At 57.0% G+C, this 20412-nt stretch carries 17 protein-coding genes and 1 pseudogene; all 18 read right to left on the reverse strand.

Going from position 1 to position 20412, the window contains the following annotated elements:
• The coding region (gene tilS, locus GHO03_RS18440; protein WP_153400315.1) for a tRNA lysidine(34) synthetase TilS at positions 1-423 on the reverse strand (423 nt) is incomplete at its 3' end.
• 130 nt (positions 424-553) lie between these two features.
• Complete coding sequence (locus GHO03_RS18445; RefSeq protein ID WP_016781995.1) at positions 554-1501, reverse strand: acetyl-CoA carboxylase carboxyltransferase subunit alpha; 948 nt, start codon at positions 1499-1501, stop codon at positions 554-556.
• A 184-nt stretch (positions 1502-1685) separates the two neighbouring features.
• Positions 1686-5207 (reverse strand): DNA polymerase III subunit alpha, encoded by a 3522-nt coding sequence (gene dnaE / locus GHO03_RS18450; RefSeq protein ID WP_095001318.1) that lies wholly within the window; start codon positions 5205-5207, stop codon positions 1686-1688.
• Between the two features lie 78 nt (positions 5208-5285).
• Positions 5286-5894 (reverse strand): ribonuclease HII, encoded by a 609-nt coding sequence (gene rnhB, locus GHO03_RS18455; RefSeq protein ID WP_095001317.1) that lies wholly within the window; start codon positions 5892-5894, stop codon positions 5286-5288.
• Between the two features lie 11 nt (positions 5895-5905).
• Positions 5906-7036 (reverse strand): lipid-A-disaccharide synthase, encoded by a 1131-nt coding sequence (gene lpxB / locus GHO03_RS18460; protein WP_095018170.1) that lies wholly within the window; start codon positions 7034-7036, stop codon positions 5906-5908.
• A gap of 2 nt (positions 7037-7038) precedes the next feature.
• On the reverse strand, positions 7039-7815 hold the full coding sequence (lpxA, locus tag GHO03_RS18465) for an acyl-ACP--UDP-N-acetylglucosamine O-acyltransferase (protein WP_095001315.1): 777 nt from the start codon (positions 7813-7815) through the stop codon (positions 7039-7041).
• On the reverse strand, positions 7812-8252 hold the full coding sequence (gene fabZ, locus GHO03_RS18470) for a 3-hydroxyacyl-ACP dehydratase FabZ (RefSeq protein ID WP_016781990.1): 441 nt from the start codon (positions 8250-8252) through the stop codon (positions 7812-7814). The genes lpxA and fabZ overlap by 4 nt, the downstream gene beginning before the upstream one ends.
• A gap of 109 nt (positions 8253-8361) precedes the next feature.
• Positions 8362-9416 (reverse strand): annotated as a pseudogene (gene lpxD, locus GHO03_RS18475) (UDP-3-O-(3-hydroxymyristoyl)glucosamine N-acyltransferase).
• Between the two features lie 2 nt (positions 9417-9418).
• A complete protein-coding gene (locus tag GHO03_RS18480; RefSeq protein ID WP_003440444.1) occupies positions 9419-9922 on the reverse strand; it encodes an OmpH family outer membrane protein in 504 nt (167 codons plus the stop codon).
• Between the two features lie 44 nt (positions 9923-9966).
• A complete protein-coding gene (gene bamA / locus GHO03_RS18485; protein ID WP_095001313.1) occupies positions 9967-12327 on the reverse strand; it encodes an outer membrane protein assembly factor BamA in 2361 nt (786 codons plus the stop codon).
• Between the two features lie 75 nt (positions 12328-12402).
• A complete protein-coding gene (gene rseP / locus GHO03_RS18490) occupies positions 12403-13755 on the reverse strand; it encodes a sigma E protease regulator RseP (RefSeq protein WP_095018172.1) in 1353 nt (450 codons plus the stop codon).
• 43 nt (positions 13756-13798) lie between these two features.
• Entirely contained in the window at positions 13799-14986 is a 1188-nt protein-coding gene (gene ispC / locus GHO03_RS18495; RefSeq protein WP_153400316.1) for a 1-deoxy-D-xylulose-5-phosphate reductoisomerase, read from the reverse strand.
• Complete coding sequence (locus GHO03_RS18500) at positions 14983-15789, reverse strand: phosphatidate cytidylyltransferase (protein WP_153400317.1); 807 nt, start codon at positions 15787-15789, stop codon at positions 14983-14985. Before GHO03_RS18500 ends, ispC begins: the two co-directional genes overlap by 4 nt.
• Positions 15789-16544 (reverse strand): polyprenyl diphosphate synthase, encoded by a 756-nt coding sequence (uppS, locus tag GHO03_RS18505; RefSeq protein WP_095001309.1) that lies wholly within the window; start codon positions 16542-16544, stop codon positions 15789-15791. Before uppS ends, GHO03_RS18500 begins: the two co-directional genes overlap by 1 nt.
• 15 nt (positions 16545-16559) lie before the next feature.
• Positions 16560-17117: a ribosome recycling factor gene (frr, locus tag GHO03_RS18510; protein ID WP_016781983.1), complete on the reverse strand. Its 558-nt coding sequence runs from the start codon at positions 17115-17117 to the stop codon at positions 16560-16562.
• Complete coding sequence (pyrH, locus tag GHO03_RS18515; protein ID WP_003440426.1) at positions 17114-17857, reverse strand: UMP kinase; 744 nt, start codon at positions 17855-17857, stop codon at positions 17114-17116. Before pyrH ends, frr begins: the two co-directional genes overlap by 4 nt.
• 208 nt (positions 17858-18065) lie before the next feature.
• Entirely contained in the window at positions 18066-18935 is an 870-nt protein-coding gene (gene tsf / locus GHO03_RS18520) for a translation elongation factor Ts (RefSeq protein WP_153400318.1), read from the reverse strand.
• A gap of 206 nt (positions 18936-19141) precedes the next feature.
• Positions 19142-19885, reverse strand: coding sequence for a 30S ribosomal protein S2 (rpsB, locus tag GHO03_RS18525; protein ID WP_016781981.1), 744 nt, complete (start codon positions 19883-19885; stop codon positions 19142-19144).
• Between the last annotated feature and the right edge of the window lie 527 nt (positions 19886-20412).

A 20412-nucleotide genomic window follows, 5' to 3' on the forward strand; every position in this document is an offset into this window, starting at 1 on the left:
GCCGCTGACACCCGCCCCGCGCAACAGGCGAAACAACAGGGTTTCAGCCTGGTCATCGCGATGCTGCCCGAGCAGCAGCACCTCCCCGGCACCGCTGATCGCCGCAAACGCCTGATAGCGCGCATCCCGCGCCGCACGCTCGACACTTGCGCCCGCCTGCACCTGCACGGCAATCACCTGCAAGGGCACTCCAAGCCCCTTACACAGTGCCTGACAATGGGCTGGCCACGCATCGGCCGCCGCCTGTAGGCCATGATGCACATGGACAGCGGTGATAGGCGGTAATGAGTGGGTTTTACGTAATTGAACGAGAAGGTGCAGCAGAACGGTGGAATCGAGTCCGCCGGAGAGCGCGACGTGCCAGGCCTTGGCGTTGCGCCAGGGGCCGAGGGCTTGCAGAAGTAGAGTTGACATGTCAGCCATTAAAAGCCCCTCACCCTAGCCCTCTCCCGGAGGGAGAGGGGACTGACCGCACGCGGTAGCGAGAACACAACCAATCAGCTCCCTCTCCCTCCGGGAGAGGCTTGGGGTGAGGGCCGGTTTTAATCAGGTATCAGAGACCGTAGCTCATCAAACGATCATAACGACGTTTGAGCAGAGCTTCGTGATCCAGCTTCTTGAGCATGTCGAGCTGGGAAATCAGATCGGCACGAATGCTCGCAGAAGCCGCAGCCGGGTCACGGTGCGCGCCGCCCAATGGCTCGCCAATCACCTTGTCGACGATGCCCAGGCCTTTCAGGCGTTCTGCAGTGATACCCATGGCTTCAGCTGCGTCCGGCGCTTTTTCGGCGGTTTTCCACAGAATCGAGGCGCAACCTTCCGGCGAGATCACCGCGTAGGTCGAGTACTGCAGCATGTTCAACTGGTCGCACACGCCAATGGCCAATGCACCGCCCGAACCGCCTTCGCCGATAACGGTGGCGATGATAGGAGTTTTCAGGCGCGACATGACGCGCAGGTTCCAGGCAATGGCTTCGCTCTGGTTGCGCTCTTCGGCGTCGATACCCGGGTAAGCACCCGGCGTGTCGATAAAGGTCAGGATAGGCATCTTGAAGCGCTCGGCCATTTCCATCAGACGACAGGCCTTGCGGTAGCCTTCAGGACGCGGCATACCGAAGTTGCGTCGTACCTTTTCACGCACTTCACGGCCTTTCTGATGACCAATCACCATCACTGGCTGATCGTCCAGACGGGCAATACCGCCAACAATGGCAGCGTCATCGGCAAAGTGGCGGTCGCCATGCAGTTCATCGAACTCGGTGAAGATGTGATCGATGTAGTCCAGCGTGTAGGGACGACGCGGGTGACGGGCCAAACGGGCAATCTGCCAGCTGGTCAGCTTGCCGAAAATATCTTCAGTCAGCGTTTTGCTTTTGTCTTGCAGACGAGAGATTTCATCACTGATATTCAGCGAGTTGTCATTACCAACCAAGCGCAACTCTTCGATTTTGGCTTGCAGGTCAGCAATCGGCTGTTCGAAATCAAGAAAATTCGGGTTCATAAGCATCCGTCTTGGGTCGGCGGCAAAGCATGCCAGAGGGTCTGAAACCCAGCAATTGCTGGCGTTTCTAACCGAGCTGGGGCAGCCGGTTGATCTGTATCGCGCCTACCTTAAGGGACAGGCGCTCTCAGGTCGAGATTAAAAATTCAGGTCGAGGTCAGGGCGCAGCTATGGCCCCTGACCGTCAACGGTATTGGAGGAAGACGTTGTCTCGCCCGAACTGGTCACGCAGGGCTTGAATCAAGCTGTCTGCCGGATCGATCCGCCAGGTCTCGCCAAACTGCAGCATGGCCTTGGCCTCTTCGCCCGTGTACTCCATGGTGACAGGGCAGGCTCCGCGATGTTTTTTCAGCAACTCGCCCAGATTACGCAACTGATCACCCTTGAGCGCGTCCCGGTTCACTTTCAGGCGCAAGCTCTCGGCCAGACTGGTGCGTGCATCTTCCATGCTCATCACCCGTTTGACCCGCAGGCGCAGGCCACCGGAGAAGTCGTCATTGCTGACCTCACCTTCGACCACCACCATCGCATCAGTCTGCAACAGCGACTGCGCCGAATGAAACGCCTCGGCGAACAACGACGCTTCAATGCGCGCCGAACGGTCATCGAGAGTGATAAAGCCCATCTTGTCGCCTTTTTTGTTCTTCATCACCCGCAACGCGATAATCATCCCGGCAACGGTCTGGGTATCACGGGCTGGCTTGAGATCAATAATGCGCTGGCGGGCAAAGCGGCGGATCTCGCCCTCGTACTCGTCAATCGGATGGCCGGTCAGGTACAGGCCCAGAGTGTCCTTCTCGCCTTTGAGTCGCTCCTTGAGCGTCAGTTCCCTGGCCTTGCGGTGGTGGGCATAGACGTCCGCATCAGCCTCGACAAACAACCCGCCAAACAGGTCGGCGTGCCCGCTGTCATGGGTGCGCGCAGTTTGTTCGGCTGCCTTGATCGCTTCTTCCAGCGCCGACAGCAACACCGCACGGTTCTGGTCGATGTTGGCTTGCCAGGCCTTGGGCTCGTCATGGAAAAACGGCCCCAGGCGGTCAAGGGCACCGCTGCGGATCAGGCCATCAAGAGTACGCTTGTTGATACGTTTGAGGTCAACCCGGGCGCAGAAATCGAACAAATCCTTGAACGGGCCGTCCTGACGCGCCTCGGTAATGGCCTCGACAGGCCCCTCGCCCACCCCCTTGATCGCCCCCAGGCCATAAATGATCCGGCCTTCATCGTTCACCGTGAACTTGAACTCCGAGGCATTCACATCCGGCGCATCGAGACGCAGCTTCATGCTGCGAATCTCTTCGATCAGGATCACCACCTTGTCGGTGTTGTGCATATCCGCCGACAGTACCGCGGCCATAAATGGCGCCGGGTAGTGGGTTTTCAGCCAGGCGGTCTGGTACGACACCAGGCCGTAGGCAGCGGAGTGGGATTTGTTGAAACCGTAACCGGCGAATTTTTCCACCAGGTCGAAAATGTTACCGGCCAGGTCAGCGTCAATATTGTTATTGGCGCAACCTTCAATAAAGCCACCGCGCTGCTTGGCCATTTCTTCAGGTTTTTTCTTGCCCATGGCCCGACGCAGCATGTCAGCGCCGCCGAGGGTATACCCGGCCATGACCTGGGCAATCTGCATCACCTGTTCCTGATACAGGATGATGCCGTAAGTGGGTGCCAATACCGGCTTGAGGCCTTCGTACTGATAATCGGAGTGCGGGTACGCCAGTTCGGCACGGCCGTGCTTACGGTTGATAAAGTCATCAACCATGCCTGACTGCAGCGGCCCTGGACGGAACAGGGCCACCAGTGCGATCAAGTCTTCCAGGCAGTCGGGCTTGAGCTTTTTGATCAGCTCTTTCATACCGCGCGACTCGAGCTGGAACACCGCGGTGGTTTCGGCCTTTTGCAGCAACTGGTAGGTCGGCTTGTCGTCCAGCGGGATAAAGGCGATATCCAGCGGCGGCTCGTCGACCTTGGCGCGATCGCGGTTGATGGTTTTCAACGCCCAGTCGATCACTGTCAGGGTCCGCAGACCGAGGAAGTCGAACTTCACCAGGCCAGCAGACTCAACGTCATCCTTGTCGAACTGGGTAACCAGACCACCACCCTCTTCGTCGCAGTAAATCGGCGAGAAGTCAGTCAGTTTGGTCGGTGCGATCACCACACCACCGGCGTGCTTCCCGACGTTACGTACAACGCCTTCAAGCTTGCGGGCCATTTCCCAGATTTCGGCCGCTTCTTCATCGACCTTGATAAAGTCGCGCAGGATTTCCTCCTGCTCGAAGGCTTTTTCCAGGGTCATACCGACTTCAAACGGAATCATCTTCGACAGACGATCCGCCAGGCCGTAGGACTTGCCCTGCACCCGCGCCACGTCACGGATTACCGCCTTGGCGGCCATCGAACCGAAAGTGATGATCTGGCTTACCGCGTTGCGTCCGTATTTTTCGGCCACATACTCGATTACCCGGTCGCGACCATCCATGCAGAAGTCGACGTCGAAGTCGGGCATCGATACCCGTTCCGGGTTAAGGAATCGTTCGAACAGGAGGTCGTATTCCAGCGGATCAAGGTCGGTGATCTTCTGTACATAGGCCACCAGCGAGCCGGCACCCGACCCCCGGCCCGGCCCTACCGGTACTCCATTGCTCTTGGCCCACTGAATAAAGTCCATCACGATCAGGAAGTAACCCGGGAACCCCATCTGGATGATGATATCCAGTTCGAAATTCAGCCGGTCGACATACACCTGACGCTTGGTGTCGTAATCCTCGGTGGTGTCTTTGGGCAGCAGAACGCTCAGGCGCTCTTCCAGGCCGTCAAATGACACCTTGCGGAAATATTCATCGATGGTCATGCCATCAGGGATCGGGAAGTTGGGCAAAAAGTGAGTGCCCAGCTTTACTTCGATATTGCAGCGTTTGGCAATTTCAACCGTGTTTGCCAAAGCATCAGGCAAGTCACTGAACAGCTCGGCCATTTCCTCGGCGCTTTTCAGATACTGCTGATCGCTGTAATTCTTGGAGCGACGCGGGTCGTCCAGTGCCCGGCCCTCACCAATGCAGACGCGGGTTTCGTGAGCCTCAAAGTCCTGTTGCCTGATAAAGCGCACATCGTTGGTTGCCACCAGCGGCGCGCCGATCTTGTCTGCCAGGGCCACAGCCGCATGCAGATGCTCTTCGTCATTGGGACGCTTGGTGCGCTGCACTTCGATATAGAAGCGGTCAGGGAACACCGTCATCCATTCTCGGGCCAGGGTCTCGGCTTCTTCAGTGTTGCCACTGATCAGCGCGACACCGATCTCGCCCTCTTTCGCAGCCGACAGCATGATCAGGCCATCGGCGGCCTCGGCTACCCACTCGCGCTCGATGATGACCTGGCCATTGCGCTGGCCATCGATGTAACCACGGGAGATCAGCTCGGTCAGGTTGCGATAGCCCAACGGGTTCATCGCCAACAGGCTGATACGGCTGAGGGGGTTTTCAGGGTCCTTGTTCGACAGCCACAGGTCTGCACCACTGATCGGCTTGATGCCGCCGCCCATGGCCGCCTTGTAGAACTTGACCAGGGAGCACATGTTGTTCTGATCGGTCACCGCGACAGCGGGCATATTCATGCCGGCCAGAGTTTTGATCAGCGGTTTGATCCGCACCAGGCCATCGACCAGGGAGTATTCAGTGTGCAGGCGCAGGTGAACGAATGAAGCCGGCATGGTGATCCTGTCTATAAGCTTTGAGAAACAACAAGGCCCGGATTGTACCGGGCCTTGGCAAAAACATCAGCCTTATGGCTAAAGGCCTTCAAGGGCCTCGTAAGCACGACGCACCGGACCAAACGAACGGCGATGTATCGGTGTAGGCCCCAGGCGCTCAAGGGCTGCAAGATGAACGGCCGTTGGGTAACCCTTGTGCCCGCCAATGCCATAGCCAGGGTACTGCAGCTCGAATGCAGCCATTTCGCGGTCACGGCTGACCTTGGCCAGAATCGATGCCGCGGCAATTGCCGGTACCTTGCTATCGCCCTTGACCACGGCCTCGGCTGGCATAGCCAGCTTGGGGCAACGATTACCGTCGATCATGGCCAGTTTCGGGGTAATGCTCAGCCCTTCAACAGCGCGCTGCATGGCCAGCATGGTGGCGTGCAGAATGTTCAGCTCGTCGATTTCTTCGACTTCGGCCCGAGCAATGCACCAGCTCAGTGCTTTTTCACGAATTTCGTCGAAGAGCTTTTCGCGACGGGCTTCAGTGAGCTTTTTCGAATCATTGAGCCCGGCGATAGGCCGATTGGGGTCGAGAATCACGGCGGCCGTTACCACGGCACCGCACAAGGGGCCACGACCCACTTCATCGACACCCGCCACGAGGTCTTCGACCAGATTGAAGTCCAAGCCGATTTGCATGGTTACTTTACTCATTTGGATTGTGCAATCAGGCCCAGTACCGCTTTGGCGGCCTGATTGGAAGCGTCGAGACGCAAGGTGCGATGAATTTCGTCAAAGCCGCGGGTCTGCTCTTCACCACCCTCAAGCAAAGGCAGCAAGGTGCGGGCCAGTGCCTCAGGCGTGGCTGCATCCTGCAACAGCTCGGGCACCAGCATGCGCTGGGCCAGCAAGTTGGGCAGCGACACATACGGGCTTTTGACCAGACGCTTGAGAATCCAGAACGTGAGACGCGCAAGACGATAAGCCACCACCATCGGCCGCTTGTACAGCAAGGCTTCAAGAGTGGCCGTGCCCGATGCGATCAAGACCGCATCACAGGCCGCTAGCGCGAGGTGCGACTGGCCGTCGAGCAAGGTCAGCGGCAAGTCGCGCCCCACCAGCAACTGTTCGATCTGCTCGCGACGCGCTGCGCTCGCGCAAGGCAATACAAAGCGCACATCAGGGCGAGCTTGGCGGATTATTTGCGCGGCATCGAGAAACAACCCGCCAAGCTTGCCAACTTCACCACCACGACTACCCGGCATCAAGGCGACCAACGGCCCGTCAGGCAGGCCCAACTCGGCGCGCGCACCGGCCTTGTCGGCCTCAAGAGGAATGGTGTCTGCCAGCGAATGCCCGACAAAACGCACGGGCACACCGTGCTCTTCGTAAAAGCGCGCCTCGAATGGCAGCAACGTCAGCATCAAATCGCAACCTTCGCGGATTTTCAGCACGCGCTTCTGCCGCCACGCCCACACGGACGGGCTCACATAATGCACGGTCTTGATCCCGGCACGACGCAATTGAAGTTCGATATTGAGGGTGAAATCGGGGGCGTCGATGCCGATAAACACGTCGGGCTTTTCGGCGATCAGGGTCTGAACCAACAGCTTGCGGCGCTTGAGCAATTCACGCAGGCGACCCAGCACTTCAACCAGACCCATCACCGACAGACGTTCCATCGGGAAGTAGGAGCTCATGCCCTCTGCTTCCATCAATGGACCACCCACGCCGATAAATTCGATATCAGAATGCTGGGCCTTGAGTGCCCGCATCAACCCCGAACCCAATATGTCGCCCGAGGCCTCACCCGCTACCAGCGCGATACGCAATCTGGCCATGACTAGCGCGTGATGCCGCGAGTGGAAGAGCGTATGGACTCTACAAACATGGCAACTTCCGGGAACTGCGCAGCAGGCTCGGCCAATTCTGCAAGCGCCTGATCAACAGTCAACCCCTGGCGGTAAACCACCTTGTAGGCACGACGCAAGGCATGGATGGCATCGTCACTGAAACCGCGACGACGCATGCCTTCGAAGTTCATGCTGCGTGCTTCGGCAGGGCTGCCAAACACGGTTACAAATGCAGGAACGTCCTTGCCAATGGCAGTGCCCATGCCCGAAAAGCTGTGCGCACCGATGTGGCAGAACTGATGGACCAGGGTAAAACCGGACAGGATGGCCCAGTCACCCATGTGCACATGGCCTGCCAACGCAGAGTTATTGACCAGGATGCAATGATTGCCAATAACGCTGTCATGGCCGATATGGGCATAGGCCATTACCAGGTTGTGATCACCCAGCGTGGTTTCAGAGCGGTCCTGAATGGTGCCGCGATGAATGGTGACACCTTCACGAATCACGTTGTGGTCACCGATCACCAGGCGAGTTTCCTCACCCTTGTACTTCAGATCAGGGGTGTCCTCGCCTACCGAAGAAAACTGGTAGATGCGATTGTGCTTACCGATCCTGGTTGGGCCCTTGAGAATCACATGCGGCCCAATCACAGTCCCCTCGCCGATTTCCACACCAGCGCCGATGATCGACCAAGGGCCGACCTCGACGTCGTCGGCCAAAATGGCCGTCGGATCGATGATTGCGCGAGGGTCAATCAAACTCATAGTTTGCGTTCCGCACAAATGATTTCAGCCGAGCATACCGGCTTGCCGTCAACCGTTGCCTGGCACTCGAACTTCCAGATGGAACGCTTGCAGCTCAAGAACTTGGCCTCAAGGATCAGTTGATCACCTGGCAGCACAGGCTGACGAAAGCGTAGCTTGTCGGAACCTACGAAGTAATAAAGTGTACCGTCAGCCGGCTTGAGGTCCATCATCTTGAAACCAAGGATGCCGGCTGCCTGAGCCATGGCCTCGATGATCAACACGCCCGGCATGATCGGGTGGGCCGGGAAGTGACCGTTGAAAAAAGGCTCATTGATGCTGACATTCTTGTAGGCACGAATGCGCTTGTTCTCGACATCCAGATCCACCACTCGGTCCACCAGCAGGAACGGGTAACGGTGGGGCAGATATTCGCGAATCTCGTTGATGTCCATCATTTCGTGGGGAAGCCTGTAATAAAGATTGGGCGCGCGCGACTAAGGCGCGCTCCTCTAGCAAATCAAGGAAGCAAACCAATGGCTCTGCACGCTTGATATGGAAATTGTATTAACCTTTTGAAGAAGCTTTACCGCCGGGGGTCACTTACCGACGTGCTTTTCCAGTTGTTTCAATCGCCGGGCGATATCGTCCAGCTGACGAATACGTGCCGCACTTTTGCGCCACTCGGCGGCCGGCTGCATCGCGGTACCGGAAGAGTAGGCGCCAGGCTCGGTAATCGAGTGGGTCACCATTGTCATGCCAGTCAAGAATACATTGTCACAAATTTCAATGTGCCCCACCAAACCGACACCACCTGCCAGCATGCAGTGCTTGCCGATCTTGGTGCTGCCCGAGATCCCGACACATGCGGCCATGGCCGTATGGTCACCGACCTGAACGTTGTGCGCGATCTGGATCTGGTTATCCAGCTTGACCCCATTACCGATTACGGTATCGGCCAGGGCGCCGCGGTCGATGGCCGTGTTGACACCGATTTCGACATCATCACCAATGGTCACACCACCGATTTGCGCGATTTTTTGCCACACGCCTTTTTCGTTGGCAAAACCAAAGCCTTCACCGCCCAGCACTGCGCCCGACTGAATAACCACGCGCTTGCCGATGCGAACATCGTGATAAAGCGTCACGCGTGGAGCCAGCCAGCCGCCTTCACCGATTTCGCAACGCGCCCCGATAAAGCAATGAGGGCCCACCGTGACACCGGCAGCGATGCGCGCACCGCTTTCGATGACGGCAAACGCACCAATGCTCGCCGCAGGGTCAACCACCGCGTCAGCAGCAATCACTGCCGATGGATGAACGCCGGCAGTGGCTTTGGGTTTGGGATCAAACAGATGGGAAATCCGCGCATAAGCCAGGTAAGGATCCGGCACAACCAGGGCATCACCGGGATACTCTTCGGCGTCAGCAGCCTTGAGCAATACAGCTCCGGCCTGGCAGTCGACAAGGAATTTTCGGTACTGGGGGTTGGCCAGAAAGCTCAACTGAGCTGGGCCAGCCTCTTGTAAAGTGGCTAGCCCAGTGATTTCTTTCTCCGCAGAGCCACGCAAGGTGGCCCCGAGGAACTCGGCCAATTGGCCGAGTTTTATAGTCGCAGTCATAATTACTTCAGCTGATTCATGCGCTCGATAACTTGGCGAGTGATGTCGTACTGAGGTTTAACATCAATCACAGCACCACGCTCGAACACCAGGTCAAAGGCGCCTTTTTTGATGACTTCTTCAACAGCGCTGTCCAGTTTCGGCTTCAGCTGTTTCAGCATTTCACGGTCAGCAACGGCTTTGGCTTCGTTCAGTTCCTTGGACTGGAACTGGAAGTCACGGGCCTTTTGCTTGAATTCAAGCTCCAGACGCTCACGCTCGCCCTGCTGCATCTTATCGCCGCCTTTTACCAGACGGTCCTGAATACCCTTGGCGCTGCTTTCCAGGCTTTTGAGCTTGGTCAGTTGCGGGCCAAATTTCTTCTCGGCATCTACGGCGTAACGCTTGGCGGCGTCCGATTCAAGCAATGCCATCTGATAGTTCAGCACGGCAATTTTCATGTCGGCGAAAGCCGGGCCAGCCACTAGAACCGAAGCCAGGAGAACCAATTGAGTCAACTTACGCACGATGCACTCCTAAAAAATCCGTTGTCTGTATCTGAAGTCAGGCTTTAGAAAGTCTGGCCGAGGGAGAATTGGAACACTTGAGTGTCGGCATCATCCGGTTTCTTGATCGGCATGGCCAAGCTGAAACTCAGCGGGCCAAGCGCAGTCACCCAGGTCACACCAACACCCACAGAGCTGGCCAGGTTGCTGAAGCCGATATCGCAATCCTTGGTATCGCCCTTGCAGTTGGTGTCGAACACGTTACCCACATCCCAGAACACGGAGGTGCGCAGGGAACGCTGGTCTTTGACGAACGGCATAGGGAACAACACTTCCACACCACCCTGGATCAGCACGTTACCACCGAATGGCAGCGGATCCTGGTCCGGGTCGGCAATGGTGCCTACGTTACCGGTTACACCAGCACCACGGCTTGGGGTGCTGCGTGGGCCCAGAGCGCTGTCCTTGAAGCCTCGTACCGAGTTGAAGCCACCCGCGTAGTAGTTTTCATAGAACGGCAGGCCTTCGGTGGAACCATAGCCATCACCATAGCCCAACTCGGTGTGCAGGCGCATGGTGTAGGTGTCGGTCAACGGCTGGAACAGCTGGGCACGGTAGTCCAGCTTGTAGAACTGCAGGTCGCTGCCTGGAATGGTGGTTTCAAACACCAGGCTCTGCGAGCTGCCGCGAGTCGGCAATACGCCTTTGTTCAGGGTCGATTCAGACCAGCCGACCGATGCCTTGAAGTTGAGGTACTTGTCGCCTTCACGGTTTACGAAGTCGAAAATCTCGTCAACGGTGTACTGGCCGGTGCTGATTTCATCCTGCTGCACAGTCAGGCCATAGGTCAGGCGCGATGTGTCGCTGATCGGGTAGCCCATGGTGATACCAGCACCCAGGCTGTCCACCGAGTAGTTTGCTACGTCAACGTCCAGGTCTTTGTAGTCGGTAGTGCGGTAGAAAGCGTTGTAACCCAGGCTCACACCATCAGCTGTCCAGTACGGATCGACATAGCTGAAGTTGTAGCGGCTCTGGTATTCGCTGCGGGTCAGGCCAATGCTGACCTTGTTGCCCGTACCCAGGAAGTTGTTCTGGGTAATCGAACCGCCCAGGATCAAACCTGCGCTCTGGGCAAAACCGACGCTGGCGGTAATGGAACCCGACGCCTGCTCTTCTACTGCATAGTTCACGTCAACCTGATCGTCAGTGCCTGGCACTGCCGGAGTCTCGACGTTGACTTCCTTGAAGAAGCCCAGACGCTCAAGGCGGACCTTGGACTGGTCAATCAGGTAAGTCGATGCCCAGCCACCTTCCATCTGGCGCATTTCGCGACGCAGCACTTCGTCAGCCGACTTGGTGTTGCCGCGGTAGTTGATGCGGTTGACGTAAGCACGCTTGCCCGGATCGACCACAAAGGTGATGGCCACGGTGTGATCTTCAGGGTTTGGCTGAGGTACGCCGTTGACGTTGGCGAAGGTATAGCCCTCGTTACCCAGACGACGGGTGATCAGCTCCGAGGTGGTGGTCATCAGCTTGCGCGAGAACACCTGGCCCGGCTGAACCAGCAGCAGCGACTTGATCTGATCTTCCGGAACCTTGAGGTCACCGCTCAGTTTCACTTCGCCAACATTGTATTTTTCGCCTTCATTCACGTTAACGGTGATGTAGACGCTTTTCTTGTCAGGCGTGATCGATACCTGGGTCGAAGCAATATCCATATTGATATAGCCGCGATCGAGGTAGTAGGAGCGCAGACGCTCAAGGTCACCCGACAGTTTTTCACGTGCGTACTTGTCGTCGTTCTTGAAGAACGACAGCCAGTTCGTGGTCTTGAGTTCAAACAGGTCAACCAGGTCGGACTCAGGGAAAACCGTGTTGCCCACCACGTTGATGTGCTGGATCGCGGCTACCGTGCCCTCGTTGATATTGACCTTCAAGGCAACCCGGTTACGCGGCTCGGGCACCACTTCGGTGTCTACCGTCGCCGAGTAGCGGCCCTGGGCAACATACTGGCGTTGCAGTTCGTTGCGCACGCCTTCAAGGGTGGCGCGCTGGAAGATTTCACCTTCGGCCAGGCCCGACTGTTTAAGACCTTTCATAAGGTCATCAGTGGAGATCGCCTTGTTGCCGTCAATGGTGATGCTGGAGACGGAAGGACGTTCGACAACCGTGATAACAAGCACATTGCCATCACGACCCAGTTGGATGTCCTGAAAGAACCCGGTTTTGAACAACGCACGAGTGGATTCCACCAGACGGCGGTCATCCGCTACTTCACCCACGTTCAGAGGCAACGCGCCAAACACACTACCGGCGGAAACCCGCTGGAGGCCGTTGACACGGATATCAGAGATAGTGAAGGACTCGGCGTGAACTTCGGCGATCATCAGTACGGCGAGAACCGCAGTTAGCAGCAGACGTTTCATGAAGTCCTTTCTTATTCCAACTGGCAATAAACAAACTGCCGCAAAATGCGGCAGATTCGCAATTCAGCGAAGCGTTTACAGACGGCCCAGATCGTTGATCAAGGCAAGTAACATCACCCCGACCACCAAGCTGATACCGATCTGCATTCCCCAACCCTGCACCCGATCCGACAAGGGGCGACCACGCACCCACTCGATCAGATAAAACAACAAATGTCCCCCATCCAGTACAGGTATGGGCAACAAATTCAGAACCCCGAGGCTGATACTCAGATAAGCCAGGAAATTCAGGAAATCAGCAACACCCGACTGGGCAGAAGCGCCCGCCACTTTAGCAATGGTTATCGGTCCACTCAAGTTTTTTACCGAGAGCTCGCCGAACAACATTTTCTTGAGTGAGTCGAGCGTCAATATGCTCATGGTCCAGGTGCGTTTGGCCCCCTCCCCGATTGCCGCGAGCGGGCCATAGCTGACTTCACGGATCATCGATGGTGGCCAGTCGACACCTTTGACGCCGGCCCCCAGATAACCGGTTGCTGCCTTGCCTTCGCCACGCGCAGCCAGCGTGACCGGAATCTCTACCGGCACACCGTCGCGCTCGACATGCAAAACAATACGGGCTTGCGGATGTACCCGCACCCAGTCCACGACCTGCTGCCAGTCCTTGACCGGCTGATCGTCGATGGCCAGCAGCTTGTCACCGGTTTTAAGCCCGGCAGCCTGGGCAGGGCCTTTAGGGTCGAGTTCTGCCAGAACGGCTGGCAACTCGGGACGCCATGGGCGAATCCCCAACGACTTGATCGGATCCGGCTCATCAGCGCCCTTGAGCCAGTCTTTCAATACCAACTGACGGGACGTTTCAGCCGTTGTACCCGGCTCACGCACCACCACCTGCAACGAACCGCTTTCGCCCAGACGGCGAACCAGCTGCAGGTTGACGTTTGACCAGCCCGTGGTTGGCTCGCCATCGATGGAGACGATTTCCTGACCGGCAGTCAGCCCGGCCTGAGCCGCCAGGCTGCCGCTTTCCACTGCACCGATGACCGGCCGCACCTGCTGGCTGCCCATCATTGCCAGCACCCAGAAGAACGCCATGGCCAACATGAAGTTGGCAATTGGCCCGGCCGCAACGATGGCAATGCGCTGGCCTACGGTCTTGCGGTTGAACGATTGATCGCGCTGCTCGGCGGGCACTTCGCCTTCGCGCTCATCGAGCATCTTGACGTAGCCACCCAACGGAATGGCAGCAACTACAAACTCGGTGCCCTGGCGGTCATGCCAGCGAAGCAGAGGCGTACCGAAGCCCACGGAGAAGCGCAGAACCTTGACGCCACAACGGCGCGCCACCCAAAAGTGACCGAATTCATGAAAAGTGACCAGCACACCCAATGCCACCAGGGTGCCAACAATCATATAGAGCGCACTCATCTACTTTCTCCGCGATTCTGTCCGGTTCCGGCTCACATCACTTTCAGCCGTTACGACTCAACCACTGTTCAGCCAGCATCCGGGCTTTGCTATCTGCGGCAAATACCGCTTCCAATTCGTCGACGGCCACAACGGGCTCGCTGTTCAATACGTCTTCGATAATACGCGCGATCTGCGGATAACGGATTCGCCCGTCCAAAAAGGCGGCCACGGCAACTTCGTTTGCCGCATTGAGCATCGCTGGCGCGCTATTGCCCGCCATGGCAGCCTCGCGAGCCAGACGCAAACAAGGGAAGCGTTGCTCGTCAGGGCGCTGGAAGTCCAGCCGCGCCACTGCAAACAGGTCCAACGGCGCAACACCCGAGTCAATCCGCTCAGGCCAGGCCAGGGCATTGGCAATCGGCGTACGCATATCGGGGTTGCCCAACTGGGCCAGCACCGAGCCATCCACATAATCGACCAGCGAGTGAATCACGCTTTGCGGATGGATCACCACCTCGACCTGTTCCGGGCGTGCATCAAACAGCCAGCAGGCCTCGATCAGCTCCAGGCCTTTGTTCATCATGCTGGCCGAATCTACCGAAATCTTGCGCCCCATCGACCAATTGGGATGAGCACAGGCTTGATCCGGCGTGACATGCTCAAGCTCTGCCAGCGGCGTCTCACGGAATGGACCACCAGAGGCTGTCAGCAAAATCCGACGAACACCGACATTACCCAGGCCACGGGAAAAGTCCCGGGGCAAGCACTGGAAAATCGCGTTGTGTTCGCTGTCGATGGGCAGCAATACCGAACCGCTGCGACACACGGCCTGCATAAACAGGTCGCCGGTCATCACCAACGCTTCTTTGTTGGCCAGCAGGATCTTCTTGCCGGCATTGACCGCCGCCAGTGTCGGGCGCAGGCCTGCGGCACCGACAATTGCCGCCATCACCGAATCCACTTCAGGAGCCGACGAAACCTGACACAAGCCCTCCTCTCCTACCAATACTTCGGTATTGAGCCCGGCTGCGCGCAAATCCGCCTGTAACTGGCTGGCAGCACGCTCATCCGGCACCACGGCAACCTGCGGCCGGTGCTTGATGCACAAGGCCAGCAGTTCGGCGAGACGGCTGTAGCCTGTCAGGGCAAAGGCCTGATAGCGGTCAGGGTGACGCGCAATAACATCCAGGGTGCTCAGGCCAATGGAACCCGTAGCCCCCAGAACAGTAATCTGTTGTGGACGGCTCATGAAGCCGCCATCCACAGCAATACAGCAAATACCGGGATCGCCGCCGTCAGGCTGTCGATACGATCCAGTACACCACCATGGCCCGGCAGCAGGTTACTGCTGTCTTTGACCCCGGCCTGGCGTTTGAACATGCTTTCCGTGAGGTCGCCCACCACCGAAATCAGGACGATCACAGCAGCGCCCAGCAGTGCAACAAACATCTGCGAAGCGCTCCAGTCACGCACTATACCCACGACCGCGGTGATCAGCAGGCTGAGCAACAGACCGCCAAATACACCTTCCCAGCTTTTGCCCGGGCTGACCTTGGGGGCAAGCTTGCGCTTGCCGAATTTGCGCCCGGAAAAATAGGCACCAATATCTGCGCCCCATACCAGAACCATCACCGCCATGATCAGCCAGTTGCCCAGCGGCATCGCCTTGATCAGGACCAGACCTTGCCAGGCCGGCAGCAGGATCAACAGACCGATCACCAGCCTGACCGCAATACTCGACCAGTGCGCAGCCGATTGCGGAAAGGTCAGCACCAGAAAGGTCGCTGTCGCCCACCACAACACCGCCGCGCCCAGCACCCAGGGCGCCAGATCGGGGAATATATGCAGCCCCAACAGCAGCGCGGCCACTACTACAGCAAACAGCACCCGTGCACCTTGCGCCTCAAAGCCGGCAAGACGCGCCCACTCCCAGGCACCCAGGGTCACGACCAGGCCAATAAACAGCGCAAAGCCGCTGCCCTCGAGCAGGAAAAAGCCGCACAAGGCAATTGGCAGCAAGATAAGTGCAGTGATGATTCTTTGTTTAAGCATTAAATCCGGGCTCCAGCCTCAACCTGCTCGCTCGTTTTACCGAAGCGGCGCTGGCGAGAAGCGAAATCAGCCAATGCGTGCTGCATGGCCTCGTGTTTGAAGTCCGGCCAGAACAGGTCGGAGAAGTACAACTCGGAATAGGCCAGCTGCCACAGCAAGAAATTGCTGATGCGGTGCTCGCCACCGGTGCGGATACACAGATCGGGCAATGGCAGATCACCCGTTACCAAACAGGTTTGCAGCAAACCCGGAGTGATATCCTCCGGCTGCAAGTGCCCTGTCTGGACTTGACGCGCCAACTGCTGCGCGGCCTGCGCGATATCCCACTGGCCACCGTAATTGGCGGCAATCTGCAAGACAAAGCGGCCTTCGCCCACTGTCATTGCTTCCGCTTCACGCATCGCCTTTTGCAAATCGGGATGAAAGCGCGAGCGGTCGCCAATGATCCGCAGGCTGATCTCGTTTTCGTTGAGGCGCTTGGCCTCACGACGCAGCGCCCTGAAAAACAGGTCCATCAAGGCACTGACTTCAGCGGCAGGCCGCTGCCAGTTTTCACTGGAAAACGCGAACAGGGTCAGTACCTCGACCCCGGCTCCGGCACACACTTCAATGACCGCGCGAACTGCATCCACACCCGCTTTATGCCCGGCAACACCTGGCAGAAAGCGTTTTTTTGCCCAGCGATTATTACCGTCCATGATGATCGCGACATGTCGCGGAACAGATGACGGGTCAGCCTGCTTCGTCTTTTCCATAAAACGCCCTGACCCTTATACGGCCATCAGGTCCGCTTCTTTCTGCTTGGTGGCAACTTCGATATCCGCCACGGCCTTGTCGGTCAGCTTCTGGATATCATCAGCAGCACGACGCTCTTCGTCTTCGCTGATTTCCTTTTCCTTGACCAGGTCTTTCAATTGGCTCAAGGCGTCGCGACGGATATTGCGCACGGCAATACGGGCATCTTCAGCTGCATCACGGGCCTGCTTGGCGAAAACCTTGCGGGTTTCTTCAGTCAGGGCCGGCATGGAGATCAGCAGCAGCTCACCCAGGTTGGTCGGGTTCAGGTTCAGACCGGCGCTCTGGATGGCCTTGTCGACTGCGCCCAGCATGTTGCGCTCGAACGCTACAACTTGAAGGGTGCGAGAGTCTTTAACGGTGATGTTGGCGACCTGGCTGATCGGAGTATCCGAGCCATAGTAAGGCACCATCACGCTGCCCAGAATGCTCGGGTGAGCCTTGCCGGTACGGATCTGGCCAAATGCATGGGCCAGGGATTCCAGCGACTTCTGCATACGCGTTTGAGCGTCTTTCTTGATTTCGTTGATCATTGTTGACCTTCCTCGATCAGAGTACCTTCAGCGCCGCCATGGACAATATTAAGCAGGGCGCCGGGCTTGTTCATATTAAATACACGCAATGGCATTTTGTGGTCGCGGCACAGACAGATGGCCGTCAGGTCCATAACACCCAGTTTGCGATCCAGTACTTCATCGTAAGTCAGATGATCGAACTTCTCGGCATGCGGGTCTTTGAATGGATCTGCGGTGTACACGCCGTCAACCTTGGTTGCCTTGAGCACGACATCAGCGTCGATTTCAATGGCACGCAAGCATGCTGCCGAATCCGTCGTGAAGAAAGGATTACCGGTGCCTGCAGCGAAAATCACCACATCCTTGGCATTCAGGTGGCGCATGGCCTTGCGACGATCGTAATGATCGGTCACACCAACCATGGAAATGGCCGACATAACGATGGCGGAGATATTCGCACGTTCCAGCGCATCGCGCATGGCCAGGGCGTTCATCACGGTAGCCAGCATGCCCATATGGTCGCCAGTCACACGATCCATACCGGCGGCGCTCAATGCAGCACCACGGAACAGGTTGCCACCACCAATCACCAGTCCTACCTGAACGCCGATGCCGACCAGTTGGCCCACTTCCAGCGCCATGCGGTCGAGCACCTTGGGATCGATCCCGAACTCTTCAGAGCCCATCAGGGCTTCGCCGCTTAGCTTGAGTAGAATGCGTTTATAGCGAGCTTGATAACCACTGCCCTGCTGAGCCATTGCGAATCTCTCCTGCCGCGTTTTATAGATAATCTGTGCGAGGTCATTTTTCAACCCGCGCTTGTTCTAGCTGTGGCACTGCACAGCAGCACCATCGGAACACGATTTTGCAAACCGGTTCCGCCGAGAAGGAAAAATCCCCTCCCATTTGAAAAGAGGCTGCGCGCGTGAGCGGGCAGCCTCTTCGGGTCGACAGTTTAGAACCGTCTTATTGCTTGCTTGCAGCCACTTGAGCAGCAACTTCAGCAGCGAAGTCGTCAACTGGCTTCTCGATGCCATCACCTACTTTGAAGTAAGTGAAGGAAACGATTTCAGCGCCGGCTTTCTTGGCCAGGTCACCGACCTTGATTTCCGGGTTCTTGACGAACGCTTGCTCAACCAGGCTGGCTTCAGCCAGGAACTTGCTGATACGACCGGCAACCATTTTTTCAACGATTTCGGCTGGCTTGCCTTTGATCTTGTCTTCGTTGAGGCTCATGAACACGGTTTTTTCGCGTTCGATAGCATCAGCGGAAACTTGCGATGGCAGCAGGAACTCAGGGTTGGTTGCAGCTACGTGCATGGCGATGTCACGAGCCAGCTCAGCGTTGCCGCCTTTCAGAGCTACAACAACACCGATCTTGTTGCCGTGCAGGTAAGCATCAACAACGTCACCTTCGATGCGGGCCAGACGACGGATGTTGACGTTCTCGCCTACTTTACCAACCAGAACCAGACGATCAGCTTCTTGAGCAGCGATCAGCGGAGCTGCGTCGGTCAGTTTGTCAGCGAACGCTTTTTCAACGCTGTCAGCAACGAATTTTTTGAAGTCGTCTTGCAGAGCCAGGAAGTCGGTTTGCGAGTTGACTTCAAGAATTACAGCCGACTTGTTGTCGTCTGCAACTTTAACTGCGATAGCGCCTTCAGCAGCAACGTTACCTGCTTTTTTGGCTGCCTTGATGGCGCCCGAAGCACGCATGTCATCAATGGCTTTTTCGATGTCGCCGCCAGCCTTGGTCAAGGCTTTCTTGCAGTCCATCATGCCTTCGCCAGTACGCTCACGCAGCTCTTTAACCAACGCTGCAGTAATCTCTGCCATTTCAAAATTCCTCTTGGATAGGTTTTCAACCATTCCACCCGACCGAACGGGCGTTCAATTCGTTTGAAGCGCACCCCGAATCAACCGTGCAGGTCGCCATCTGATACAGATACAACAAACAGGGTTACAACAAATGGATTTCGAGGTGGCAAAAAGGGGGCCAAGCCCCCTTTTTGCGTACTGAGTAAACGCTAGGCGTTAATTACTCAGCCTTCAACTACCGCTGCAGCTGGAGCTTCTTCGACGAAAACGTCGGTGCCGCCAGCAACGTGGTTACGGCCTTTGATCACAGCATCAGCCATCGCACCCATGTACAGCTGGATAGCGCGGATTGCGTCATCGTTACCCGGGATGATGTAGTCAACACCTTCTGGGCTGCTGTTGGTATCGACAACGCCGATTACCGGGATACCCAACTTGTTAGCTTCGGTGATCGCGATACGCTCGTGGTCAACGTCGATAACGAACAGAGCGTCTGGCAGACCGCCCATGTCCTTGATACCACCCAGGCTACGATCCAGCTTCTGCAGATCGCGAGTGCGCATCAGCGCCTCTTTCTTGGTCAGCTTGGCGAAAGTACCGTCTTCTGCCTGGATTTCAAGGTCACGCAGACGCTTGATCGAAGCACGAATGGTTTTGAAGTTGGTGAGCATGCCGCCCAACCAGCGGTGATCCACGTACGGCGAACCGCAACGTGCTGCTTCTTCAGCAACGATCTTGCCAGCGGAACGCTTGGTGCCGACGAACAGAATCTTGTTTTTGCCCTGGGCCAGGCGCTCAACGAAAGTCAGAGCTTCGTTGAACATTGGCAGGGTTTTTTCAAGGTTGATGATGTGGATCTTGTTACGCGCGCCAAAGATGTATTTACCCATCTTCGGGTTCCAGTAACGGGTTTGGTGACCGAAGTGCACACCGGCCTTCAGCATATCGCGCATGTTGACTTGGGACATGATAGTTCCTTAATAAGTCGGGTTAGGCCTCCACGTATCCCAACGACCAACCAGCAGCTTCAAAGCTGAAGGCACCCAGGTCATCGTGTCGACACGTGTGTGGGTTTGTGCTCTGCGGGCTATACCCGCAAAGCGGCGCATTTTATACCACAAGATGCATTAAAAACGAAGTGTGAATTCAGACTTTATTGCTAAAGCGTTGCCCTGCAAGGGTTTACGCCTGGCTTGCTCTTGCTTCTTGTCCAACAATACCACTTCCACCAGCAAAACATTCCAAACACCGAGCAAGTCCATAACAGCGTCGGAGCGAGACGGCCGCACAGCACAACAAGTCTGACACCTGGGCCAGGGCCGCTTCTGAATTGACCGAACAGGCCGGCCGGTCGGCCGCCTCGGGGCGCAGTGCTTTTGATCTGCCTGCCCTCCCGGGAGGCCGAGAGGAGGTTCTGCGGAGTGGGTCGACCGGCATGGATGCCGGGAGAGCCGCGATGGGCCATGGATGGCCCGTGGCGGCGGGCCCACGGAGC

Source organism: Pseudomonas sp. FSL R10-1339 (assembly GCF_009600545.1).
GTDB lineage: Bacteria > Pseudomonadota > Gammaproteobacteria > Pseudomonadales > Pseudomonadaceae > Aquipseudomonas > Aquipseudomonas bubulae.

Coding starts and splice junctions, on each gene's coding strand:
- GHO03_RS18445 (WP_016781995.1), bottom strand. CDS start 1,501: ATGAACCCGAATTTTCTTGATTTCGAACAGCCGATTGCTGACCTGCAA.
- dnaE (WP_095001318.1), bottom strand. CDS start 5,207: ATGCCGGCTTCATTCGTTCACCTGCGCCTGCACACTGAATACTCCCTG.
- rnhB (WP_095001317.1), bottom strand. CDS start 5,894: ATGCAAATCGGCTTGGACTTCAATCTGGTCGAAGACCTCGTGGCGGGT.
- lpxB (WP_095018170.1), bottom strand. CDS start 7,036: ATGGCCAGATTGCGTATCGCGCTGGTAGCGGGTGAGGCCTCGGGCGAC.
- lpxA (WP_095001315.1), bottom strand. CDS start 7,815: ATGAGTTTGATTGACCCTCGCGCAATCATCGATCCGACGGCCATTTTG.
- fabZ (WP_016781990.1), bottom strand. CDS start 8,252: ATGATGGACATCAACGAGATTCGCGAATATCTGCCCCACCGTTACCCG.
- bamA (WP_095001313.1), bottom strand. CDS start 12,327: ATGAAACGTCTGCTGCTAACTGCGGTTCTCGCCGTACTGATGATCGCC.
- rseP (WP_095018172.1), bottom strand. CDS start 13,755: ATGAGTGCGCTCTATATGATTGTTGGCACCCTGGTGGCATTGGGTGTG.
- ispC (WP_153400316.1), bottom strand. CDS start 14,986: ATGAGCCGTCCACAACAGATTACTGTTCTGGGGGCTACGGGTTCCATT.
- GHO03_RS18500 (WP_153400317.1), bottom strand. CDS start 15,789: ATGCTTAAACAAAGAATCATCACTGCACTTATCTTGCTGCCAATTGCC.
- uppS (WP_095001309.1), bottom strand. CDS start 16,544: ATGGAAAAGACGAAGCAGGCTGACCCGTCATCTGTTCCGCGACATGTC.
- frr (WP_016781983.1), bottom strand. CDS start 17,117: ATGATCAACGAAATCAAGAAAGACGCTCAAACGCGTATGCAGAAGTCG.
- pyrH (WP_003440426.1), bottom strand. CDS start 17,857: ATGGCTCAGCAGGGCAGTGGTTATCAAGCTCGCTATAAACGCATTCTA.
- tsf (WP_153400318.1), bottom strand. CDS start 18,935: ATGGCAGAGATTACTGCAGCGTTGGTTAAAGAGCTGCGTGAGCGTACT.
- rpsB (WP_016781981.1), bottom strand. CDS start 19,885: ATGTCCCAAGTCAACATGCGCGATATGCTGAAGGCCGGTGTGCACTTC.